This window comes from Yoonia sp. (genome assembly GCF_014859355.1).
Lineage (GTDB): Bacteria > Pseudomonadota > Alphaproteobacteria > Rhodobacterales > Rhodobacteraceae > Yoonia.
In genome coordinates this window covers 57007-78856 of the sequence record NZ_JACUUJ010000001.1, presented here as the reverse complement: position 1 = coordinate 78856, position 21850 = coordinate 57007, and the positions used below count along the sequence as shown (strand labels likewise).

The following is a 21850-nucleotide window of genomic DNA, read 5'->3' as shown; positions in this document are numbered from 1 at the left end:
CTGTTTGTTGTTCGTTTTAGTTACGGCCCATTAACGCAGGTGGATCACACAAAGATGCCAAGATGACATTGCCCAATTTGACTTTGGTGCTAGGGGGCGCGGCCAGCGGGAAATCGGCCTTTGCGGAAAGCCTTGTTTTACAAGGGGCGCATGCCCCTGTTTACATCGCGACAGCGCAAATCTTTGACGATGAAATGGCCGCCAAGGTATCACGCCATCGTGATCAGCGCGGCAATGGCTGGACCACAATCGAAGAACCACTGAACCTGCCCGCCGCACTGGCCCGTTGCACCCCCGATCAGGCGGTTCTGATCGACTGCGCCACGCTTTGGCTGACAAATGTCATACTGGGCGACCATGACATCGCCGCGCACACAAACCGGCTGTGCGATGCGCTGCGCACCTGCCCCGCCCGTGTCGTCATCGTGTCGAACGAGGTTGGTCAGGGGATCGTACCCGACAACGCGCTGTCACGCAAATTCCGCAACGCCCAAGGCACGCTGAACCAGATCATCGCGACCAAGGCCGATCTGGTTGTCGCCGTCATGGCCGGGCTGCCGCTGGTCCTGAAAGGCAAGCTGCCGTGACCCGTCTTTGGCTGGTGCGCCACGGGCCGACCCATGCGAAAACGATGGTCGGCTGGTCTGATTTGCCCGCGGACCTGTCCGATACTGCCGCCCTTGCCCGTCTGCGCGCCTATCTGCCCGACGCACCCGTCGTGTCATCCGACCTGATCCGCGCCTCCGCCACCGCCGATGCGCTAGCCCGCCCCCACCGCCTGCCGCATGACCCCGCCCTGCGCGAGATCAATTTTGGCACGTGGGAACTGCGCACATTCATCGAAATCGAGACCGAAGACCCCGCCACCATCCGCGCCTATTGGGAAAACCCCGGCGATATCGCCCCGCCCGGCGGCGAAAGCTGGAACGCGGTGCGGGCGCGTGTCGATACGGCGATTGACGGGTATGTGCAGGCGGGCCATGCCGACCTGATCGTCGTGGCACATTTCGGCATGATCCTGACGCAGCTTCAGCGCGCGCTTGGCATCGGCGCCTATGCCGCCTTTGGCCACAAAATCGACAACCTGTCAGTGACCGATTTGCGGTATGACGGTGCCTGGACAGTCGGGCAAATCAATCACAGTGCGTGAAAACCGGCCGAAACCGGTCGCATCGCCTCTTCTGTCCGAAAATTAACCTTTCGTAAACTGCGCCCCGCTACCCGTTAACCATCAACGGAGGGTGATGGATGGTCGCGCTGGCCTACACGGTAGCATTCGAAGGGATCGCGGCCCGCCTGGTCGAGGTGCAATGCGCCATCGCCCCCGGCATACCTGCGTTTTCCATCGTCGGCCTGCCAGACAAGGCCGTGTCGGAAGCCCGCGAAAGGGTGCGCGCGGCACTGACCGCCATGGCGATTGCCCTGCCGTCAAAGCGTATCACGGTGAACCTGTCCCCCGCCGACCTGCCCAAGGAAGGGTCGCATTTCGACCTCCCCATCGCGCTGGCCCTGCTGGCTGCGCTGGACATCATCCCGCTTGACGACGCCGCACAAACCGTCGCCTTGGGCGAATTATCGCTGGACGGCACGCTGGTGCCTGTTATCGGCGCCCTGCCCGCCGCCATGGCCGCCGCAGAAGACGATCGCACCCTGCTGTGCCCCCACGCCTGCGGGGCAGAGGCCGCGTGGGTCGGGGCCGCGAACGTCATCGCACCGCGCAGTTTGTCCGATGTCGTGCGGCATTATACCGGCCAATCGGTGCTGTCGCCCGCCGAACCGGGCGAGGTGCACGGCACCACAACCACCCGCGACCTGTCCGAGGTCAAGGGCCAGGAACGCGCCAAACGCGCGCTGGAAATCGCCGCTGCGGGGCGGCACCACCTGATGTTCGTCGGATCGCCCGGTTCGGGAAAATCCATGCTGGCGGCGCGTATTCCGGGCATTTTGCCACCACTGACCCCGGTAGAGGCGCTGGAAACATCCATGATCCATTCGCTGTCGGGCCTGCTGGACGAAGGCGGGATCAACCGCGAACCACCCTTTCGCGAACCGCACCACACCGCATCCATGGCGGCGATCGTCGGCGGCGGGCGCAGCGCCAAACCGGGCGAAATCAGCCTTGCGCATAACGGCGTGCTGTTCATGGATGAATTTCCCGAATTTGCCCGCACCGTGCTGGAAACCCTGCGCCAGCCCATCGAAACCGGCGAGGTCGTCGTCGCGCGCGCCAATGCGCATGTGCGTTATCCTTGCAGGTTCATGCTGGTGGCAGCGGCAAACCCCTGCAAATGCGGCTATCTGGCCGACCCCGCCCGCGCCTGCGCCCGCGTACCGCTGTGCGGCGAAGATTACATGGGCCGCATTTCCGGCCCCCTGATGGACCGTTTCGATCTGCGGGTCGAGGTGCCACCCGTCGCCTTTACCGATCTTGATCTACCGGATGGCGGCGAAAGTTCCGCCACCGTCGCCGCCCGCGTCTCCGCAGCCCGTGCGCGCCAGACCGCACGTTTCGCCGGACATGACAACGCGCGGGTGAACGCCGATGCCGAAGGCCACCTGCTGAACCAAATTGCCACCCCCGACAGCGAAGGGCGCGACCTGCTGGTCCGGGTGGCCGAACGGTTCGGGATGTCGGCGCGCGGATATCACCGGGTCTTGCGTGTCGCCCGCACCATCGCTGATCTGGACGCAAGCGATGACGTGCGCAAACCCCATGTGGCCGAGGCCGTCAGCTATCGTCTGATAACTGCCCGCGAAAATTGACGGCGACAATCAGGCACGCCGCGCGGAAATCCAGTCCGCAAGATCGCGCAACGTTGCCTGCGCCTCTGGCAGGATGTTATGAAATATTGGCCAGACGTGGGGGTGATCGTGTGTCACCGTCAGCGCGCATTCTACCCCCTGCGCCTGCAATGCGGCCTGCATTCGCAGGGAATCATCACGCAATATTTCCGTATCGCCCACCGACAGCCACACCGGCGGCGCGCCGTTGAATTGACCAAACAGCGGCGACGCACGCGGGTCCTTCGGATCGTGCGCCCCGATAAATGCCTGCACCATTTCATCAATGCGCGTGGCAGTCAAAAGGGCGTCACTTTGTGCGTTCTCAACAACTGATTTGCCCGAATAGGTTACGTCGGTCAGCGGCGAAAAGGCGAACACGCCGCGTGGCGGCGGCAGATCCAGGCGCAATATTTCATGCAGCAGCGCCAGCGCCAACCCGCCGCCAGCACTGTCGCCGCCAATGATCACGTCATGATCAGCCCGCAGCGCCCGATAACACACCAGTGCATCTGAAATTTGCGCCGGAAACGGGTGTTCCGGGGCCAGCCGGTAATCCGGCAAACAGGCGGGCAAACCTGTCAAGGCCGATAGCTTGCCGAGCATTGCACGATGGGTGTCAGATGACCCGAAAACATAAGCCCCGCCATGCAGGAAAAGAATGACCACAGGCGCGGGCGTGTTGCGCGCCATGACCCATTGCACCGCCACCCCACCCAATGTGTCGCGGCGGTGCCGGCTGCCGAAAGGAGCGTGAAAAAACAGGCGTGCCTTGACGTCGAATGATTTGCGCAACCTGTCGATGCTGTGCCGCGCCAGTGCCGGCTTTTCAAACCGGCGCAAATGCCAATTCAAAAGAGCCAGCCGCCAGGTCACTGGCGCCGCGCCTCGATCACCTGCCATATCTTCTCGGCAATGTTCACGTCGTCGAACCGTTCCAACTCCTGAATACCGGTGGGAGAGGTCACGTTGATTTCCGTCAGCCAGTCACCAATCACGTCAATACCTACGAAAATCTGGCCTTTCTGGCGCAAAAGCGGCCCGATTCGCGCGCAGATTTCGCGGTCGCGGTCGGTCAGCGCCACTTTTTCCGGGCGGCCGCCGACATGCATGTTCGATCGGGTCTCACCTTCGGCGGGCACACGGTTGATTGCCCCAACCGGTTCGCCATCGACCAGAATCACCCGTTTGTCACCTTTGGACACGGCAGGCAGGAACTTCTGCATGATCAAAGGTTCGCGGTTGATGCCCGAAAACAACTCGTGCAGCGACGCAAGGTTACTGTCGGCATGGGAGAGTTTGAAAACCCCAGCCCCGCCATTGCCGTAAAGCGGCTTGAGAATGACATCGCCATGCGCGCGCCGGAAGGATCTCAGCGTCTCAAGATCGCGGGCAATCATCGTGGGCGGTGTCAGGTCGGGGAATTGTAGAACCAGCAGTTTTTCAGGGTAATTGCGCACCCAGAACGGATCATTCACAACCAACGTGTCCGGGTGGACCATATCCAGAATATGGGTTGTCGTGATATAGCTCATGTCAAAGGGCGGATCCTGACGCAGCCAGACCACATCAATATCCGCCAGATCCATCGCCGTTTCTTGCCCCAAACGGAAATGATCGCCTTTCACGCGCTGCACGCTCAGCGGCCAGCCCCGCGCGATGACACGGCCCTGATCATAGGCCAGTTTGTCAGGCGTGTAATAAAAAAGGCTGTGTCCCCGCGCCTGGGCCTCTTCGGCAATGCGAAAGGTGCTGTCAGCGTCTATATTGATCGACCCGATCGGATCCATCTGAAAAGCAATCTTCAGCGCCATGGGATATCCTCTTTTTTAGCAGTGTTCAAAGGATACATGCCGCAGCAACGACAGCGGCGCAATGGGCGCTTAGGCTTCCATAAAAGCGTTCTCGATCACAGAGGTCATGCCGTAGCCATCCACCATCGCCAGATCAAAGCGCACATCCGTCAATTGACCGCGCGGTTCACCCGCCAGAAATTCACCCGCCGCAGCGCAAATTCGGTCCATCTGGCGCCGTCCTAACCGGGCGGCAGCCCGCGCCATGGTCCGGCTTTTCTTGACCTCGACAAAAACAACTGTTTCGCCATCGCGCAGGATCAGATCTATTTCGCCCGCCTGACCGCGCCAACGCCTTGCAGCAAGATCATGATGCCGGCGCGCGTAATCTGCCGCCACAATATCCTCTGCAGCCAATCCCGCATGATACCCAACCGATCCGGTCATTCGTCACCTCCCATGTTCAGCGCGATCTGGTAGACTTGCCTGCGCGGCAGGCCAAGCGCACCCGCAACCACGCTTGCGGCATCTTTTACCCGCATTGTTTTCATCGCCTCGCGCAAGGCCTGTTTAACATCGGCATCGGCGACATCCGTCGCGCCACCTCGCCCCACAAGTACAACCAGTTCACCCTTTATGTTGCGATCTGCAAAGGCATCGGCCAGTTCTGCCAGCGTGCCGCGCGTCACCTCTTCGAATCGTTTTGTCAGTTCCCGGCAAACAACTGCCTGCCTGTCACCCCCCAGAACATCGCGCAGATTACCTAACATTTCACCAACGCGCTTCGGGCTTTCATAAAAAACCAGCGTAAAAGGCACATCGCGCAGCATGGCGATTTCAGTTTCGCGCTGGCTTTGCGATGGGGGCAGGAACCCGACAAAGGCAAACCTGTCGGTTGCCAGGCCAGAAACGGTCAGCGCCGCGAGGACCGCCGACGGTCCCGGCGCAGATGTAACCGGCAAACCGGCCGCGATTACGGCGCGCCCCAGTTCATACCCCGGATCCGCGACCAGCGGGGTGCCTGCTTCAGACACATAGGCCACGGATTTTCCGGCATCGATATCTGCAACCAGCCGGGCCACGGCAGCTTCGCCACTGTGGTCATGAAAGGCCACAACCTTGCGCCCGTTCAAGGCAACACCATGAATGTCCATCAGTTTTCGCGCCGTTCGCGTATCTTCCGCCGCGATCAAATCGGCCGAAGCAAGGATATCAAGCGCCCGCAACGTGATATCGCGCGCCGACCCGATGGGGGTTGCGACAAAATACAATCCGGCAGAGAGCGGCTTGTTAACATGATTCATGGCTGGACCCGCCTGCCCCCTGCTTTATGATGGCCCCTGACAGGCGACAGATTTGCAGGCACAGCGCCCTTTGATCTTGTCGCGCCACCGAGGAGGAGTTCGCGCCATGTTTGCCCGTTTCACGACTGCCCGCAAGCCGATCATGCAATTTTTCGCCATGATATCACTGCTATGGTTCGCGGCCTGCGATGTTGCTGTCGCGCCACAGGCAAATACAGGCCGGCAGATCGACCCGGCAGACCCGGTGCAGGTCGCGCTTTTGGTCCCGCGTGGTTCCGGCCAGGGCAGCGATGATTTTCTTGCGCAGAACTTTGAAAACGCGGCGCGCCTGGCGATTGCCGATCTTACGGGGGCAGAGATTGCGCTGCGCATCTACAATACGGCTGGAAACCCGGCGCAAGCGGCCGCAGTTGCGCGCGCGGCTGTCAACGACGGGGCCAAGATCATCATTGGCCCGCTTTATGCCGAGACGGCAAATGCCGCAGGCGTTGCGGTGGCAGGTCGCAACGTGAACGTCTTGGCATTTTCCAACAATCCCGCAATTGCGGGGGGGAATGTTTTCGTGTTGGGGGCAACATTTGACAACACGGCGAACCGGTTGGTGCAATATGGCACCCGGCAAGGGATCAACCGCTACATGGTGCTTTATGGCGATGATCTCGCGGGGCAAGCCGGTCGCGATGCGATTTCGCGCTCTGTTCAGCGCAACGGTGCCCAAGTGGTTGCCGTCGAAGGCTATCCATTATCGCAACAGGGAATTTTTGGTGCGACCCGGCAGATCGTGGCCAGCGCGCGCAACTCTGCTGCGCAGGCAGTTTTTATAACGGCCAGCGTCAACGCCGATCTCCCGATTTTGGCAACCGCCCTGCCGGATGCCGGGCTAGACGCTGATTCAGTGCGGTTTATCGGGCTGACGCGGTGGGATTCGGCGCCGCAGGCGCTTGCGTTACCGGGACTTCAGGGGGGGCTTTTTACCATGCCGGATCAGGGCACTGCCAACCAGTTTGTAAACCGCTATGCCGCAACATACGGCGAGCAACCGCATCCACTGGCCGGGCTTGCCTATGACGGGATAGCCGCGATTGGCGCGCTTGTGGCCACGGGCAACCGCGATGCCCTGACCAAGGCCGCCTTGACCACACCTGCAGGATTTCGCGGCACGTCGGGTGTTTTCCGGCTGCTGCCCAACGGGCTGAACGAACGCGCGCTGGCTGTTGCAACCATTCAAAACAATCAGGTGGTCACCCTTGAACAAGCCCCAAGAAATTTCGGCGCGGCGGGTTTCTGAGCCTTCGCAGCCCGCGGCGCATGACACACCGGACAATCTGATCTGTCCGGCGCACACCATTTTTGACGGGGCGGCCGTTCTGGCGGCGCTGAGTGCAGCGACGCAGACCGCTGTTTGCGAAAAAGACGTGCGACAGGCGACTGTGCGTGTTCTGTCCGAGGCGCGCAATCACGGCATGGCGGAAATCGCGCGAGCTTTTCAGGCGCAGCCCTTTGCATCACAGCCCACAACCCGCGCCTATAGCTGGCTGACCGATCAGGTTGTCGGGCTCGTAATGGATGTGGCCGTCAAGCAACTGCACCCGCGCCCCAACCCCACCGAGGCCGAAAAGCTGACGCTGATCGCTGTCGGGGGCTATGGGCGTGGCGAAATGGCGCCGTTTTCGGATGTCGATCTGCTGTTTCTGACGCCTTACAAGATGACACCTTGGGCCGAAAGCGTGATCGAATCGATGCTTTATATCCTGTGGGACATGAAGCTGAAGGTTGGCCACGCCAGCCGCACGATCAAGGACTGCATCCGCCTTGCCCGGCAAGATTATACGATCCGCACATCGCTGGTTGAAAACCGCTTTTTGGCCGGAGATGCCGCGCTGGCAAAAGAGCTGGGGTCACGCCTGTGGCACGATCTTTTCAAATCAACCGCCAGCGATTTCATCGAGGCCAAGCTTGCCGAACGCGCCGAACGCCACCGCAAGCAGGGCGGCCAGCGTTATGTCGTCGAACCAAACGTCAAGGAAGGAAAGGGCGGGTTACGCGACCTGCAATCCCTGTTTTGGATGGGCAAGTATATTCATGGCGTCAAAGATGCTGCCGAATTGGTCGGACTTGGTGTTTTCACCGCGGAAGAATTTGAAACCTTTGTCACCGCCGAGGATTTTCTATGGGCCGTCCGCTGCCATCTGCACCTGTTGTCAGGGCGCGCAGTAGATCAGCTGACATTCGACATGCAGGTCGAGGTGGCCGCTGCAATGGGATATACCGATCACGGCGGCAGGCGTGCGGTTGAACATTTCATGCAGGCTTATTTCCGGCAAGCTAATCGTGTGGGCGAACTGACGCGCATCTTTCTGACCGCGCTTGAGGCAACCCATACCAAACCCGACCCTATGCTGGTGCGGCTGATGTTGCGCCGCAAAAAGGCCAAGCCACCTTATGCCATCAAGCAAAACCGCCTGACCGTCGCAGATGAGGAAGGTTTTTTTGCTGACAAACTGAACATGCTGCGCATCTTCGAAGAAGCCCTGCGCACCGGCACCCTGCTGCACCCGGACGCCATGCGGCTGATTGCCGCCAATCTGGACATGATCGACGACGAGATGCGGACCAACCGCGAGGCGAACCGCATTTTTCTTGATCTGATGCTAAAGCACGGCAACCCCGAACGGGGCCTGCGCCGGATGAACGAATTGGACGTTCTGGGCACATTCATCCCAGAATTTGCCGCGATTGTCGCGATGATGCAGTTCAACATGTATCACCACTACACGGTGGATGAACACACGATCCAATGCATCAGCAACCTTGCCCAGATTGAACGCAAGGAATTGATCGAGGAATTACCCGTTGTTTCGGGGATTCTGGAACGCGGGGTGAACCGCAAGGTGCTGTATGTGGCCCTGTTGCTGCATGACATCGGCAAGGGCCGGGATGAGGACCATTCGATCCTTGGTGCGCAAATCGCCCGCAAGGTGGCCCCGCGTCTGGGGCTGAACAAAAAGGATTGTGATACCGTCGAATGGTTGGTCCGGCACCACTTGATGATGTCGGACACCGCCCAGAAACGCGATATTGCCGAACCGCGCACTGTGCGTGGCTTTGCCAAGGCGGTCAAATCGGTAGAACGGCTTGACTTGCTGACGGTCATGACCGTCTGCGACATACGCGGCGTCGGCCCGGACACATGGAACAACTGGAAGGCGGTGCTGATCCGCAATCTTTTCAAGGCAACGCGGGACGCGCTGGAAAACGGGCTGGAAGATCTGAACCGCGAAACCCGCGAAAACGAGGCAAAGCGCGCCCTGCGCGCCGCCCTTGCCGATTGGGACAGCAAGGCGTTGCGCACAGAAATGGGCCGCCATTACGGCACCTATTGGCAGGGTCTGCCGCTGTCCACGCATATCGTATTCGCCAATCTTTTGCGCGATCTGTCCAATGATCAGATCAAGATCGACCTGATGCCGGACGAAGACCGCGACGCCACCCGCGCCTGTTTTGCCACGGTCGATCATCCGGGGCTGTTCAGCCGGATGACCGGCGCACTGGCGCTGGTGGGGGCCAACGTGGTGGATGCGCGCACCTACACATCCAAGGACGGCTTTGCCACTGCTGTGTTCTGGGTGCAGGACAACGAGGGCAACCCCTACGAGGAATCGCGCCTGCCGCGCCTGCGCCAGATGATCAGCCGCACCCTGCGCGGCGAGATCGTGGCCCGCGAGGCGCTGAAAGACAAGGACAAGATCAAGAAACGCGAACGCGCGTTTCGTGTGCCGACCAATATCACCTTTGATAACGATGGATCCGAGATCTACACCATCATCGAGGTGGACACCCGCGACCGTCCCGGTCTGCTGTATGATCTGACGCGCACACTTGCGGCGAACCATGTCTATATCGCCTCTGCCGTGATCGCGACCTATGGCGAACAGGTGGTCGATACCTTTTATGTCAAGGATATGGTCGGGCTGAAATTCCATTCAGAGGCCAAGCGCGCAAGTCTCGAACGCAAACTGCGCGAGGCCATCGTGCAAGGCGTGCAAAGGGCCGAGGCGTGAAACCCATCCGCCTGATGTCGGGCTTTTTCACCGTTGGCATCTGGACGCTGCTCAGCCGGTTGATCGGATTTGTCCGCGACATCATGATCGCCGCCTATCTTGGCACCGGCCCCGTGGCCGAGGCGTTTCTGGTCGCGTTTTCGCTGCCGAACCTGTTTCGCCGTTTCTTTGCCGAAGGCGCGTTCAACATGGCCTTTGTGCCGATGTTTTCCAAGAAGCTGGAAGGCGACGAAGACGCGCACCGCTTTGCACAGGATGCCTTCGTCGGAATGGCAGGGATTCTGACACTCTTCACTGTGGGCGGTGTGATCATGATGCCCGTGCTGGTCACGATGATGGCCAGCGGTTTCATCGGGACGGAACGGTTCGATCTGGCGGTCTGGTATGGGCGGATCGCCTTTCCCTATATCCTGTTCATTTCGCTGTCGGCGCTGTTGTCGGGTGTGCTGAACGCGATTGGGCGGTTCACGGCGGCGGCGGCGGCCCCTGTTTTGCTGAACATCGTTTTCATCCTGGCCCTGCTGATCGGTGCGGTCTTTGGTGGGCAGGAACCAACGGCCATTGGCCAAACCCTGTCTTATGCCGTGCCTGTTGCCGGGGTCGTACAGATGATGATGGTCTGGGTGGCGGCCAAACGGGCAGGCTTTGCCCTGATGCCGGGTTGGCCGAAAATGACACCCGAACTCAAACGCCTTGCCGTCATCGCCGCCCCTGCCGCGCTGGCGGGTGGAGTCGTGCAGGTCAATCTGCTGGTGGGGCGGCAGGTCGCCAGTTTCTTTGACGGGGCGGTCGCATGGCTAAACTATGCCGACCGGCTGTATCAACTGCCGCTGGGCGTCGTCGGTATTGCCATCGGCGTGGTGCTGCTGCCCGATCTGTCGCGCCGCCTGCGGGCGGGGGATGACAACGGCGGGCGGGACGCATTCAACCGCGCCTGCGAAATCAGCCTTGCACTGACCATTCCTGCCGCCATCGCGCTGCTGGTGATCCCGATGCCACTGGTCAGCGTTTTGTATGAACGCGGTGCCTTTGGGGCCGATGACACGGCGGCCACGGCATTGGCGGTGGCGATTTACGGGCTGGGCCTGCCCGCCTTTGTGCTGCAAAAGACCCTGCAACCGCTGTTTTTTGCGCGCGAGGATACCAAACGCCCATTCTATTATGCGCTGTGGGCGCTGGCATTGAACGCAGCACTGGCGATCGGGCTGTCGCCGGTCATCGGCTTTGCCGCGGCGGCGGTCGGCACATCACTGACGGGGTGGGCCATGGTGATTTTGCTGTGGCGCGGATCACGCAACATGGGCAATGCCGCCACATTCGACGACCGGTTCAAGCGGCGGCTGCTGCGGATCATTCTGGCGGCATTTGGCATGGGGGTGATCCTTGCCGCGCTGTCCGCCTTGATGACACCGTTCTTTGCCGTCGCCACGCTACGCTATGGCGCGCTGGCGCTGTTGGTCGCCGTCGGCATCGTCAGCTATTTCGGCATCGGCCATCTGGTCGGTGCCTTCCGCCTGAGCGAATTCCGCCGCACCATGCGCGGTCAGGGCCGCTGACGCATCCGGCTGACAAAGGACGCCCAGCCCCCCGGTGCCAACAGCACCGACAGGCCGAACCCCGCCACAAAACCGGCCAGTTCCGCGATCCACGCGGGGGTGCTGCCAAAGATCAAGCCAAAGACCAACTGGATCCCCAGCAAGAACCCGATCAGCCGAAACGCCAGCAACTGGTTTTCGCCCGCCTGTGCCTGCTGTAACCACAGCGCATAGGTATAGGCCCCGATCAGCCCGTAAACCGGGGTAAAGCCGCCAAACAGCGGATAGTTTCCGCTGGCCAGCAGGCCAAAGGCAATCGCGCCAAAGATGGTTGATGCCACATAAACTACCAGCACCCGTGCGCCGCCGTAATATTCACCGGTGAATTTACCCAGCGCCAGCGTCAGCGCGGCACAAAACGCCACCTGCGTCAGCTGGCCATTGACATAGGGATAGGTCACAAACCGCTTGAGCAGGTCAAACGACAGATCGCCCTGCATCACCACGCGGTCAAACACGCGCGACGAAAACCCGTATTCCTGTATCGCCGCCAGCCGCCAGCCCACGCCTTGCGGGCCACCGATAAACCCGGCATCGGCCAATTGCAGCAGGCCTTCGACCCCGAGGATCAGCAGGGTCAGGGCGATCACCACCGGGGGAATGACATTCAGGGCGCGTTCAGGCTGCATTATCAAAACCTTTGCGAGCAGTTGAAGTTGACGGGTCTGTCTGGCATGGGTATGCGACCCCTGCCCCGAAATCCAGCCCGGACATTGCACCATGACACAAACCACATTCACCCCGCGCGTCTTTTCCGGGATCAAACCTTCGGGTGGCCTGACACTGGGCAATTATCTGGGTGCGATCAAACGGTTCGTGGGCATGCAGGGGCAGATGGAAACCATCTATTGCGTGGTGGACATGCACGCGATCACGGTCTGGCAGGATCCCAAGGAACTGGCGAACATGACGCGCGAGGTCGCGGCAGGTTATCTGGCCGCCGGTCTGGACCCTGCGCAATCCATCCTGTTCAACCAGTCCCAAGTGCCCGCCCATGCGGAACTGGCGTGGATTTTCAACTGTGTCGCCCGCGTCGGCTGGATGAACCGCATGACCCAGTTCAAGGACAAGGCGGGCAGCAATGCCGAAAAGGTGTCATTGGGGCTTTATGCCTATCCGGCGCTGATGGCCGCCGATATCCTTTTGTATCACGCGACCCATGTGCCCGTGGGCGAAGACCAGAAACAGCATGTGGAACTGACCCGCGACATCGCGGCAAAGTTCAACCACGACTTTGCCGCGGATTTTTTCCCGTTGACCACACCCGTCATCGAAGGCCCCGCCATGCGGATCATGAACCTGCGCGACGGCACCAAGAAAATGTCCAAATCCGGGGTCAGCGACATGGAACGCATCAACATGACCGATGATGCCACCACCATCGCCAAGAAATTCAAAAAGGCCAAGACAGACCCCGAACCGATGCCTGAAACCATCGACGGGCTGGCCACCCGGCCCGAGGCGCGCAATCTGGTCGAAATCTACGCCGCCCTGAACGACATGACAGCCGAGGCGGTGATCGCGGAATATGCGGGCGCAGGCTGGGGCCGTTTCAAACCGGCGCTCGCCGATCTGGCGGTTGAGAAACTGTCGCCCATCTCGTTGGAAATGGCCCGGCTGATGGATGACCCCGCCGAAATCGACCGCATTCTGGGCCAAGGTGCGCAAAAGGCCCGCGGAATTGCTGAACCGATCCTGCGCCAGACCTATGATATCGTCGGGCTGCTGCGGTCATAACCCGCGCAAAAATGCACAATGATAGCGTGATCTGGGCAGTTTTGCGCATGAGCGCTTTGCTGTAGGGTGATGATAGTAATTCATTTTGGAGAATTGCAATGTCTGCGCCTGCCCAGGCCCGCATCGGGCATATCCACCTGCGCGTGTCTGACCTTGACCGCGCGATCGCATTTTACCAAGGCGTGTTGGGTTTTACCGTGACCCAGCGCTATGGTTCTGGCGCGGCTTTTTTGGCTGCGGGTGATTATCACCACCACATCGGCCTGAATACGTGGGAAAGCCTTGGCGCATCACCACCGCCAGCGGGGCATACAGGGCTGTATCACAGCGCGTTTCTTTATCCTGATCGCGCGTCGCTAGGGGCGGTTATCGCCCGTGTGCTGGCCGCCGGCATCCCGCTGGACGGCGCTGCGGACCATGGCGTCAGCGAAGCGGTTTATCTACGCGACCCCGATCAGAACGGGGTCGAGCTATATGTCGATAAACCTCGGGCCGAATGGCCACGCAACGCAAACGGTGAACTGCGGATGATCAACGGGCCGCTGGATGTGGCTGCTTTGGTTGCCCTCGCAGACCTGTCACAAAACTGAATCAAGCCCCGCCCATCATCATGTCATGAACCGCATCGATTCGATCTGTGGTCATGCCTTGGGTGTCCGTCCCCTGCCCTGCGACATCCCCCGGCAGCGCGCCCGGTGTTCCCCGACACCGGGCGCATATGCGGGTTTACCTCTTTTCGACCGCGCTCTAGTGTCCACCGCAAGGAGGACAGACCATGGCGACCGGCACCCATATCCGCACCTATTTCCAAGGACAGTGGCACGATGGCGACCTGCCCATCATGCGCGCCGCTGACCATGGCGCATGGCTGGGCAGCACTGTGTTTGACGGGGCGCGTTTCGTGAACGGCCTGGCCCCCGATCTGGACCTGCATTGCGCCCGTGTGAACCGGTCTGCCAGTGCGCTGATGATCACACCGACAGTCAGCACGGAAAACATGGTTGCCATCATTCAGGACGGGCTTGGCGCATATGCGCATCAGGCAGCGGTCTATATCCGGCCGATGTATTGGGGGATCGACGGCGATGCCACCGCCATCGTCCCAAGGGCGGACACCACCGGTTTTGCCATCTGCCTGGAAGCGATCCCCATGGCCCCGCCTGACGCGACAACGACGCTGGGCCGCACCCGGTTTTGCCGCCCTGTGCTGGAAAGCAGCGTGGTCAACGCCAAGGCAGGGTGCCTGTATCCTAACAACGCCCGGATGCTGACCGAGGTGCGCGCGCGCGGTTTTGGCAATGCCTTGGTGGCCGATGCCTTGGGCAACGTCGCCGAAAGCGCAACGGCCAATGTCTTTATGGTGCGCGACGGGGTTGTCTTGACCCCAATTGCCAATGGCACCTTTCTGGCAGGAATTACCCGGGCGCGGCACATTGCCAACATGCGTGCCGACGGGATCACAGTGCATGAAACCGTTCTGGGATTTGATGACTTCAGGACCGCGGACGAAGTTTTCCTGTCTGGCAACATGGCAAAAGTGACGCCTGTCACCGCGATCGAAGACCAAGAATATCAGGTGGGCCCCGTTACGCGCCGGGTCCGTGATATGTATTGGGACTGGGCCGCGTCTGCCGCATGATGGCAGACTGGATAACTGCCAGCTTGCCCCGCCCCGCAAGACCCGTTGCCAGCGCCGCAGCGATGCGCCAATATCGGCCTGGCTATAGGGGAGAATACAATGCGCAAGTTTCTGGTGGTATTGGATGACAGCCGCGAATGTCTTAACGCCATGCGCTTTGCCGCGATGCGGGCTGCAAACACGGGTGGCGGTGTTGCGATCCTGTCGATCATCCCCCCTGATGAATTCAACCATTGGATCGGTGTAGGTGAAATCATGCGCGCCGAAGCCCGGGAGCGGATCGAGGCGCATTTCGAAGTTTTTGCGAAATGGATGCGCGACAAGCAACAGCTGAACCCCGAACTGGTTATCCGCGAAGGCGAGCCTTTGGTCGAGATCATGAACCAGATCAAGGAAGACCCCGAAATCGGGGTGCTGGTGCTGGGTGCTGGAACCGACAACAAAGGCCCCGGTCCGCTGGTGACGCAATTGGTGCGCCAGTCAGGCAGCCTGCCGATCCCGGTCACCATCGTGCCGGGTGATTTATCCAAGGAACGGCTGGAAGCGATTACCTGACGCGCTGATTCTTACCGCGCAGATAGCTTGACCTAAGGTCATAACATCCCGTTTTTTATTACATTTTACGAATATCAGCTCACAGAGCAGAGAGCCGGGCGACATATTCGCCGGTCACAGATTTGCGCGTTGGTGAAACTTGTGAACGCCTGAAAGACATCGCCAGGGCCCAGACTTCTATTTGCGCACAAAAGCACCGGTTTTTCTGTGCGTTTATGCGAACTTTTACCCCAATGTAACGATTTATCGCACGTCAAGCACAGGCACCGTTCACTTTAAACATCTTTTATGTGACCGGCTGCGCCCTTCACGCAGGGCTGTTTTAGGCCGATCTTTGTTTCACCAACCGCGGCAATGACGCCGCAGAAATAAACCCGAAAGGAACTTCTCATGTTTATCAAATCAATCGCACTTGCCGCCGCTCTTGCCGCCGCTGGTTCCGCTGCTTCCGCCTATAACTACTTTGAATTTGGCGAAACGCTCAGCAGCTCTTCGGTTCTGGACCTTGGACTTGTCCGCGCAGAATCTGACGGTGTCGTCGAAATTTATGACGACGTTCGCGGTGAAAAAGGCGCACTTCTAGGCTCATATTCTGTCCGCGGCGGTGCAAACTCCGATGTTCGCGTCAACATCGGCAAGCGTCCGCAGCAAGATGTGATCGCTGTCTTGAAAGTTGATGGCAAGATTGTCGCGCAAAAAGATTTCGATATTGTACGTTGAGCGCACATCCACGAAAAGCCGACCTTGAACAGGGTCGGCTTTTTGCCGGCAAAGAGGCTGTTTTCAGCTTGAACAAAGATTAGAATGATTCCAATCCTTGACTTATGCGCTGTCAGGCGCAATATCTGAAGCCTGACAAAAAAGGTTGGCCCAATGTTCATTCAGACAGAATCCACACCAAATCCGGCGACGCTGAAATTCCTGCCTGGCCAAAATGTGCTTGAGGTTGGCACGGCAGATTTCCCAAGCGCGGAAGCTGCGGAAAATTCGCCTCTGGCCAAACGCATTTTCGCAACGGGCGATGTGACGGGTGTTTTCTTTGGGATCGACTTTGTGACCGTGACAAAGGCGGACAATATGGAATGGGACCATATCAAACCTGGTATTCTGGGCGCGATCATGGAACATTACCAATCCGGCCAACCTGTCATGGCCGATGACCATAAACCTGCCAGCGGCCACGCAGACCATTCCGGCGACGACGCTGAAATCGTTGTCCAGATCAAGGAACTTTTGGATACCCGCGTGCGTCCTGCCGTGGCGCAGGATGGTGGCGATATCACATTCCACGGCTTTGACCGCGGGATCGTTTATTTGCATATGCAGGGTGCTTGCGCTGGTTGCCCGTCATCGACGCTGACGTTGAAAATGGGTATCGAAAACCTGCTGCGCCACTACATCCCTGAAGTGATCGAGGTGCGCCCGGTTGCGGCCTGACCCTATTGTGATGGCATTCGACACATCGGCGGCGCATTGCGCCGCCGCTTTGCTGTTGGGCGACAGGGTGGTTACCCGCGTTGATGACATGGCCAAAGGCCAAGCCGAACATCTGATGCCCATGCTGCAAGAGATGCTGAAAGATGCAGCAGTGAATTGGGGCGATCTGGATGCCATCGGCGTTGGAATCGGCCCGGGCAATTTCACCGGCATTCGCATTTCCGTTGCTGCGGCGCGTGGGCTTGCGCTGGGTCTTGGCAAGCCCGCGATCGGTGTTTCGGGCTTTGCGGCGCGGGCATTTGGTGCCGCCCTGCCCGCCACAGCGATTATTCCCGCACCGCGCGGGCAATGCTATGTGCAGGACTTCAGCGCATCTGCTGCGGTATCAACACCGCTGCTTGCGCTTCAGGAAACCCTGCAACCCACGCACCCGCTCGTTGCCGAAAAGACCCCCCAACAACTGGTCGCGGCCATCGCACATATCGCCGCCGCGCGCATGGGCGCGGCGCCAGAACGGCCAGCCCCGCTTTATGTGCGCCGCGCCGATGCCGCCCCGGCGCGTGATGCCGCGCCGATGATCCTGTCATGACAGCCGACGATCTGGCCGCACTGCACACCCGTGCCTTTAGCGCCACGCGCGCATGGGCGGCGGCAGAATTTTCCAGCCTGCTGGCCCAGCCCGGCACAATATTGACTGGCGACACAAGGTGCTTTGCCCTGATCCGTGTCACATTGGACGAGGCCGAGGTGCTGACCATTGCCACAGACCCCGCGCACCGGCGGCAAGGGTTGGCGCGCATCACCCTGCAAGCCGCCGAACACAGTGCCTTGCGCACCGGTGCGACACAAATTTTTCTTGAGGTCGCCGAGGACAACACCGCCGCCCGCGCGCTTTATGCCGGTGCCGGATATGATCAGGTCGGACGCAGACCGGGGTATTACCTGCCCAAGGACCAAGCGCCAGTGGCTGCATTGGTGATGCGCAAACATCTGGCCCCCGCTTAACCTAGCGTTACGATCGCAATTGTGTCTGTTTTCCGGGCGCACGCCCGCAAATCCCCGAAAAACCTGTTGATCTTCGTGGCCTGCGGATGCCTTATCTCACGATGAACCGACAAAGATCGGATCGCATCAATCAGAGGGGGCGAAATCTTGCGTGATAAAACCTCGCCTCACGACTTGGGAGACAAAAAATGACCCTTATTCAGAAATTTCTTGGCGCCTCTGCCACACTGGCCCTGACCGCTGGCGCCGCTATGGCAGACCCTGCCATCTTGTTTGACCTTGGCGGCAAGTTCGACAAATCCTTTAACGAAAGCGCCTATAACGGGGCCGAGCGTTGGAAGGCCGAGACCGGTAGTTCTTATGCCGATGTTGAAATTCAGTCTGACGCCCAGCGCGAACAGGCGATCCGCCGTTTCGCTGAATCCGGCGCAAACCCCATCGTGATGGCGGGCTTTTCATGGGCAACGCCATTGGAAAAGGTGGCCGCAGACTACCCCGATACGAAATTCGCCATCATTGATATGGTCGTTGATGCACCAAACGTGCGCTCTGTCGTGTTCAACGAACACGAAGGGTCGTATCTGGTTGGCATGATGGCCGCCATGGCGTCTGAATCTGACACCGTGTCGTTCATCGGCGGGATGGATATCCCCCTGATCCGCAAATTCGCTTGCGGCTATGCCCAAGGCGTAAAAGCCGTAAAGCCTGATGCCACCGTCATCGCCAACATGACCGGCACAACCCCAGCCGCATGGAACGACCCGGTAAAAGGGTCCGAACTGACGCTGGCACAGATCAGCCAAGGCTCTGATGTGGTGTTCGCGGCGGCTGGCGGCACCGGCGTTGGTGTGCTGCAAACGGCTGCTGACAACAACATCCTGTCGATTGGCGTGGACGCCAACCAGAACTATCTGCACCCGGGCCAAGTGCTGACATCCATGCTGAAACGGGTGGACAACGCTGTTTATGATGCTTTTGTCGCCGGCGTTGAACTGGAAACAGGCTTTAACGTCATGGGCGTTGCGAACGAAGGCGTGGGTTATGCGCTGGACGAATTCAACGCCGATCTGGTCAGCGCAGATATGCAAGCCGCTGTCGATGCCGCTGCTGCTGAAATGGCTGCGGGCAACCTGATTGTTCACGACTACACCAGCGACGAAAGCTGCCCCGCAGTTAGCTTCTAAAACAGCCGGACTGGCCAAAACATCAGGGCCGCGCAGATTTATCGGCGCGGCCCTTTGCGTGCAAAGGTGCCCCATGACCAAACAAGCCCCCGCGATTGAGCTGAAAGGCATATCCAAGGCCTTTGGCCCGGTGCAGGCCAACAAGGATATTTCGATCCGCGTGATGCCCGGCACGATCCACGGGATCATTGGGGAAAACGGGGCGGGCAAATCGACGCTGATGTCGATTTTATATGGTTTCTACAAGGCAGATGCGGGCGAGATATTTATCAGCGGCCGCAAGACCGACATCCCCGACAGTCAGGCGGCCATCGCCGCAGGGATCGGAATGGTGTTCCAGCATTTCAAGCTGGTCGAAAATTTCACCGTGCTGGAAAATGTTGTGCTGGGGGCCGAAGACAGCGGCCTGTTGCGCCCGTCTTTGGCGCGCGCAAGGCGCGAATTAAAAACGCTGGCCGAAGAATACGAACTAAGCGTGGACCCGGACGCTGTTATACAGGATGTCGGCGTGGGGATGCAACAACGGGTAGAAATCCTGAAAGCCTTGTATCGCAAGGCGGACATTCTGATTTTGGACGAACCCACCGGTGTGCTGACCCCCGCCGAGGCCGATCACCTGTTCCGCATCCTTGAAAACCTGCGCCGCGAAGGCAAAACGATCATCTTGATCACGCATAAGTTGCGCGAAATCATGGAAATTACTGATACCGTCAGCGTGATGCGGCGCGGCGAAATGACCGCGACCGTGAAAACCGCTGAAACCAGCCCGGCAGAACTGGCCGAACTGATGGTTGGCCGCAAGGTGCTGTTGCGGGTGCACAAAGCTGCTGCGCAATTGGGCCGCAAAATTCTGAAAATCCGCGATTTGAATGTCACCGATGCCAAAGGGGTGCATCGCCTGAAAGGGATCAGTTTTGACATTCACGCGGGTGAAATCCTCGGGATTGCCGGGGTGGCGGGCAACGGGCAGTCGGAACTGCTCGAGGTGCTGGGTGGCTATCATAAGGCTAGCGGCAGCCTGCGCATGAACGGCCAAGACATCGACCTGACCGGCGCGGGTGCAAATGGCCAAAGCAGGCGCGCGCATGGCATTGCCCATGTCCCCGAGGACCGCCAGCGCGAAGGACTGATCATGGATTTTCACGCTTGGGAAAACACGGCGTTTGGCTATCATCACGACCCGCGTTATCAGCGGTCGGCATTGTTTATGGACAACGCCGCGATCAAGCATGATACCGTCGAAAAGATGGCCCGCTTTGACGTGCGCCCGCCAGACCCGAACCTAGCGGCAAAGCATTTCTCGGGCGGCAATCAGCAGAAAATCGTGCTGGCCCGTGAAATTGAACGTAACCCCGACTTGCTGCTGATCGGCCAGCCGACACGCGGCGTGGATATCGGCGCCATTGAATTTATCCACCAGCAAATTGTTGCACTTCGGGATCAGGGCAAAGCAATCTTGTTGGTTTCCGTAGAGTTAGAAGAAATTCTGTCACTCTCTGATCGGATCGCTGTTATGTTTGACGGAAAAATAATGGGCGAGCGTTTGCCAAACGACACTGATGAAAAAGAACTCGGCATGCTGATGGCAGGGATGACGACAGCGCCGCGCGGCCCTTTGCACGCGGCGGTCGCGGAAAACCTTGCCCACGCCAGTGGCGACCCGAGCAAGGAAATCTGACATGCCAAAGTGGGCTGACGTTGTCCTGATCCCCCTTATTTCGATCATTCTGGCGGCGCTATTATCGGCGCTGGTGATCCTTGCCATTGGCGAAAGTCCGTGGCGGGCCGTGAAACTGATGGTCGATGGCGCGCTGGGGTCCACCTATGGCTGGGGTTACACGCTATATTACGCCACTAATTTCATCTTTACCGGGTTGGCCGTATCCATTGCCTTTCAGGCGCGCATGTTCAACATCGGCGGCGAAGGTCAGGCGGTTCTGGGCGGGCTTGGCGTGGCACTGGCCTGTCTTTACGTGCCGTGGCCGCACTGGACAATTGCGCTGATCGGCGCATCACTGGCCGCCGCGTTGTTCGGGGCTGCATGGGCCGCGATTCCTGCGTTTTTGCAGGCCAAGCGCGGCAGTCACATCGTGATTACCACGATCATGTTCAACTTTATTGCCGCTGCCCTGCTGAACTATCTGCTGATTGGTGCGCTCAAGGTGCCGGGGTCGATGGAACCGGCCACAGCACGGTTCCCAGAGGCGACGCATTTGCCGTCGTTTCAGGATATGTTCAACTGGGGCGATACGACGTTTTTCCGTGGCGCCCCTGCAAATGTTGCTTTTTTTATCGGCGTTGCCGCATGCATCGCGCTATGGGCGCTGATCTGGCGCACACGGCTTGGCTATGAAATCCGGGCGTTTGGCCAGTCGGAATCGGCGGCGCGATATGCAGGCATCAACCCCACGAAAATCATCATGGTTTCCATGCTCATTTCCGGCGGACTGGCCGGCATGATGGCCATCAACAACGTCCAGGGCGAAGCCGAACGGCTGGTCCTGAACGCAGTAGAGGGGGCGGGCTTTATTGGCATCGCCGTCGCACTGATGGGGCGCAGCCACCCGCTTGGGGTGTTGCTGGCGGCCCTTCTTTTCGGCTTTCTATATCAAGGCGGCGCAGAACTCGCCCTATGGACGTCGATCCCCCGTGAATTGATCATCGTTATACAGGCATTGGTGATCCTGTTCACGGGTGCACTGGATAATATGGTGCGTATGCCGTTGACGCGGCTGTTCCTGGCAATGAGGAGAGCATAA

Annotated in this window: 22 protein-coding genes; 17 read left to right on the top strand and 5 right to left on the bottom strand. The window is 59.4% G+C overall.

Features of this window, described 5'->3' with window-relative positions:
- Positions 1-62 precede the first annotated feature (62 nt).
- The 3 genes from cobU (at position 63) to IBX59_RS00400 (ending at position 2763) form a co-directional block, all read left to right on the top strand.
- Positions 63-587: a bifunctional adenosylcobinamide kinase/adenosylcobinamide-phosphate guanylyltransferase gene (gene cobU / locus IBX59_RS00410; RefSeq protein WP_296371215.1), complete on the top strand. Its 525-nt coding sequence runs from the start codon at positions 63-65 to the stop codon at positions 585-587.
- The gene (locus tag IBX59_RS00405) at positions 584-1150 is read left to right on the top strand and encodes a histidine phosphatase family protein (RefSeq protein WP_296371213.1); all 567 of its coding nucleotides are present in this window, start codon (positions 584-586) and stop codon (positions 1148-1150) included. The genes cobU and IBX59_RS00405 overlap by 4 nt, the downstream gene beginning before the upstream one ends.
- A 98-nt stretch (positions 1151-1248) precedes the next feature.
- Complete coding sequence (locus IBX59_RS00400) at positions 1249-2763, top strand: YifB family Mg chelatase-like AAA ATPase (protein ID WP_296371211.1); 1515 nt, start codon at positions 1249-1251, stop codon at positions 2761-2763.
- A gap of 9 nt (positions 2764-2772) precedes the next feature.
- On the opposite strand, the gene IBX59_RS00395 is transcribed toward IBX59_RS00400, so the two are convergent.
- The 4 genes from IBX59_RS00395 to rsmI all read right to left on the bottom strand — a co-directional run bounded on the left by IBX59_RS00395 (position 2773) and on the right by rsmI (position 5878).
- Positions 2773-3657, bottom strand: a complete 885-nt coding sequence (locus tag IBX59_RS00395; protein WP_296371209.1) for an alpha/beta hydrolase fold domain-containing protein — start codon at positions 3655-3657, stop codon at positions 2773-2775.
- Positions 3654-4595: a glutathione synthase gene (gene gshB, locus IBX59_RS00390; RefSeq protein WP_296371207.1), complete on the bottom strand. Its 942-nt coding sequence runs from the start codon at positions 4593-4595 to the stop codon at positions 3654-3656. The genes IBX59_RS00395 and gshB overlap by 4 nt, the downstream gene beginning before the upstream one ends.
- A gap of 69 nt (positions 4596-4664) precedes the next feature.
- Entirely contained in the window at positions 4665-5021 is a 357-nt protein-coding gene (locus IBX59_RS00385; RefSeq protein ID WP_296371205.1) for a YraN family protein, read from the bottom strand.
- Complete coding sequence (gene rsmI / locus IBX59_RS00380; RefSeq protein ID WP_296371203.1) at positions 5018-5878, bottom strand: 16S rRNA (cytidine(1402)-2'-O)-methyltransferase; 861 nt, start codon at positions 5876-5878, stop codon at positions 5018-5020. Before rsmI ends, IBX59_RS00385 begins: the two co-directional genes overlap by 4 nt.
- Positions 5879-5984: 106 nt before the next feature.
- On the opposite strand from rsmI, the gene IBX59_RS00375 reads away from it, so the two are divergent.
- From IBX59_RS00375 to murJ, 3 genes are read left to right on the top strand one after another with little or no spacing between them, the layout of a single operon-like run.
- Complete coding sequence (locus IBX59_RS00375) at positions 5985-7166, top strand: penicillin-binding protein activator (RefSeq protein ID WP_296371200.1); 1182 nt, start codon at positions 5985-5987, stop codon at positions 7164-7166.
- Between the two features lie 37 nt (positions 7167-7203).
- Complete coding sequence (locus tag IBX59_RS00370; RefSeq protein ID WP_296371497.1) at positions 7204-9939, top strand: [protein-PII] uridylyltransferase; 2736 nt, start codon at positions 7204-7206, stop codon at positions 9937-9939.
- Positions 9936-11495, top strand: coding sequence for a murein biosynthesis integral membrane protein MurJ (murJ, locus tag IBX59_RS00365; protein WP_296371198.1), 1560 nt, complete (start codon positions 9936-9938; stop codon positions 11493-11495). The genes IBX59_RS00370 and murJ overlap by 4 nt, the downstream gene beginning before the upstream one ends.
- On the opposite strand, the gene IBX59_RS00360 is transcribed toward murJ, so the two are convergent.
- Positions 11483-12163, bottom strand: a complete 681-nt coding sequence (locus tag IBX59_RS00360; RefSeq protein WP_296371196.1) for a rhomboid family intramembrane serine protease — start codon at positions 12161-12163, stop codon at positions 11483-11485. The two genes, murJ and IBX59_RS00360, sit on opposite strands and share 13 nt — an antisense overlap.
- A gap of 91 nt (positions 12164-12254) precedes the next feature.
- Between IBX59_RS00360 and trpS the strand changes: the two genes are divergently transcribed.
- The 11 genes from trpS to IBX59_RS00305 all read left to right on the top strand — a co-directional run bounded on the left by trpS (position 12255) and on the right by IBX59_RS00305 (position 21850).
- Positions 12255-13271: a tryptophan--tRNA ligase gene (gene trpS, locus IBX59_RS00355; protein WP_296371194.1), complete on the top strand. Its 1017-nt coding sequence runs from the start codon at positions 12255-12257 to the stop codon at positions 13269-13271.
- A 98-nt stretch (positions 13272-13369) separates the two neighbouring features.
- Positions 13370-13861, top strand: coding sequence for a VOC family protein (locus tag IBX59_RS00350; protein WP_296371193.1), 492 nt, complete (start codon positions 13370-13372; stop codon positions 13859-13861).
- Positions 13862-14046: 185 nt separating this feature from the next.
- Entirely contained in the window at positions 14047-14910 is an 864-nt protein-coding gene (locus IBX59_RS00345; protein WP_296371191.1) for a branched-chain amino acid aminotransferase, read from the top strand.
- A gap of 99 nt (positions 14911-15009) precedes the next feature.
- Complete coding sequence (locus IBX59_RS00340; protein ID WP_296371188.1) at positions 15010-15465, top strand: universal stress protein; 456 nt, start codon at positions 15010-15012, stop codon at positions 15463-15465.
- Positions 15466-15855: 390 nt separating this feature from the next.
- On the top strand, positions 15856-16185 hold the full coding sequence (locus IBX59_RS00335; RefSeq protein WP_296371187.1) for a hypothetical protein: 330 nt from the start codon (positions 15856-15858) through the stop codon (positions 16183-16185).
- A 153-nt stretch (positions 16186-16338) separates the two neighbouring features.
- Complete coding sequence (locus IBX59_RS00330) at positions 16339-16902, top strand: NifU family protein (RefSeq protein WP_296371185.1); 564 nt, start codon at positions 16339-16341, stop codon at positions 16900-16902.
- A 10-nt stretch (positions 16903-16912) separates the two neighbouring features.
- Positions 16913-17491 carry a tRNA (adenosine(37)-N6)-threonylcarbamoyltransferase complex dimerization subunit type 1 TsaB gene (gene tsaB / locus IBX59_RS00325; RefSeq protein WP_296371182.1) on the top strand — a complete coding sequence of 193 codons (579 nt, stop codon included), beginning with the start codon at positions 16913-16915 and terminating at the stop codon, positions 17489-17491.
- The gene (locus IBX59_RS00320) at positions 17488-17907 is read left to right on the top strand and encodes a GNAT family N-acetyltransferase (RefSeq protein WP_296371180.1); all 420 of its coding nucleotides are present in this window, start codon (positions 17488-17490) and stop codon (positions 17905-17907) included. Before tsaB ends, IBX59_RS00320 begins: the two co-directional genes overlap by 4 nt.
- 188 nt (positions 17908-18095) lie before the next feature.
- Complete coding sequence (locus tag IBX59_RS00315; protein WP_296371177.1) at positions 18096-19091, top strand: BMP family ABC transporter substrate-binding protein; 996 nt, start codon at positions 18096-18098, stop codon at positions 19089-19091.
- A gap of 73 nt (positions 19092-19164) precedes the next feature.
- Positions 19165-20769 (top strand): ABC transporter ATP-binding protein, encoded by a 1605-nt coding sequence (locus IBX59_RS00310; protein WP_296371175.1) that lies wholly within the window; start codon positions 19165-19167, stop codon positions 20767-20769.
- A 1-nt stretch (position 20770) separates the two neighbouring features.
- Positions 20771-21850, top strand: a complete 1080-nt coding sequence (locus IBX59_RS00305) for an ABC transporter permease (protein ID WP_296371173.1) — start codon at positions 20771-20773, stop codon at positions 21848-21850.